The following is a 1,581-nucleotide window of genomic DNA, read 5'->3' as shown; positions in this document are numbered from 1 at the left end:
GCCAGTACTAACTCGAATCAGTAACCATACAGACTTTGACGCTCTGCGACTTAACCCGTCGATTGATTTACGTTACGTAGGCAAAGGCGAGCGCCTGAACAACGCTGATTTGATTGTATTGCCGGGAACAAAATCGGTAAGAGCCGATTTGGAATACCTAAAACAGCAAGGTTGGGATAAAGATATTCAGCGTCATCTTCGCTTGGGCGGGAAAGTGATGGGTATTTGTGGCGGTTATCAGATGCTAGGGAATATCATCCACGACCCAGATGGCGTTGAAGGGAAATCAGGAAGCAGTGAAGGGTTGGGGTATCTTGATACTGAAACGACACTAACACAGCAGAAAACTTTAACCAATGTGTGTGGAACCATGACACTTGATGGCAAAACTGCACAAGTAAAAGGGTATGAAATCCACGTAGGTAGGACTGATGTCAATGAAACGGTATTACCTGTTCAGTTAGAATCTGGCAGTGTTGATGGTGCTGTGAATCAAGATAACTCAATTTTTGGTACTTACCTGCATGGCGTATTCGATAACAGTGATGCATTGTCGCTTATTTGCGAATGGGCAGGTGCTAATGATGTGACAGCGATTGACCATGAACAGCTTAAAGAGTTGGGTATCAATCGAATCGCTGATGCCATCGAAGATCACTTGAACCTTGACCTGCTTTGGCCTGAATTACCAGCTTAGGCCGCAACGTAGAAGTTAGCTCAAGAATTTAAACGAACAATAGATTAAATGAGAATAATGAAAAAACGAGTCATCCTTTTAACTATCGTCTTAGCTTCGGCACTGAATTCTACTTATCTTTTGGCTGCTGAAAAACTACGAGTTTATGCTGCATCGTCTATGACGAATGCGGTTAACTTGTTGGTTGAAGAGTTTGAGAAAGATCATTCTGTCGATGTTATTCCAGTGTATGCGAGCACGTCGTCTTTGGTGCGCCAAATTGAACGAGGCGCGCCAGCAGACATTTTTATCTCGGCAAACGAAAAATGGATGACGCATTTAGTCGATCGTAAGTTGGCTTTTAGTGACAATGTCACAAACTTGTGCGAAAACGAACTCGTGCTAATTTCCCCGAAAGAGACGCCAATATCTTTGGACCTCTCAAACGCTGACCAATGGGCTAAACTTCTAATGAATGAAAGACTTGCAGTTGGCAACACCATGTCGGTTCCTGCGGGTATCTATGCGAAAGAAGCGCTAGAAACGTTAGGTGTATGGGACGATGTGAAGACTCGATTGGCACCAAGTAACAATGTACGTATGGCATTGGCTTTGGTAGAACGCAGTGAAGCTAAGCTTGGCATTGTCTACAAAACAGATGCGTTGCTTTCTAAAGAAGTGAAGCTAGTGTCGACGTTCCCAGCCGATCTACACACACCAATACGTTACCCTGTAGCGAGATTGAGCGATAAAGTCGTCGCAGAAGAGTTCTACACGTTCCTAAAGAGCGAAAAAGCGAAGAACACATTAAACAGTTTTGGATTTGAAGTGCGCTAAATGATGTATTTATCGGAATACGAATACCAAGCCTTAATGCTGAGCTTGAAAGTCGCTGGGTTTGCCAT

Annotated in this window: 1 protein-coding gene and 1 pseudogene; both read left to right on the top strand. The window is 43.7% G+C overall.

Features of this window, described 5'->3' with window-relative positions; all coding sequences use genetic code 11:
- Positions 1–697: pseudogene (locus AB4496_RS25485) on the top strand (cobyric acid synthase CobQ); the annotation flags it as partial.
- 57 nt (positions 698–754) lie between these two features.
- Positions 755–1,513, top strand: coding sequence for a molybdate ABC transporter substrate-binding protein (modA, locus tag AB4496_RS25480; RefSeq protein ID WP_012600621.1), 759 nt, complete (start codon positions 755–757; stop codon positions 1,511–1,513).
- Positions 1,514–1,581 lie beyond the last annotated feature (68 nt).

The sequence above is a fragment of the Vibrio sp. 10N.222.46.A1 genome, assembly GCF_041473595.1.
GTDB lineage: Bacteria > Pseudomonadota > Gammaproteobacteria > Enterobacterales > Vibrionaceae > Vibrio > Vibrio tasmaniensis_A.
Note: the sequence above shows the minus strand (reverse complement) of the source record. Positions and strands in the feature narration are given on the sequence as shown.

Bases quoted from the DNA above. Each gene is read 5' to 3' on its own strand.
- modA (WP_012600621.1), top strand. From the start codon at position 755: ATGAAAAAACGAGTCATCCTTTTAACTATCGTCTTAGCTTCGGCACTG.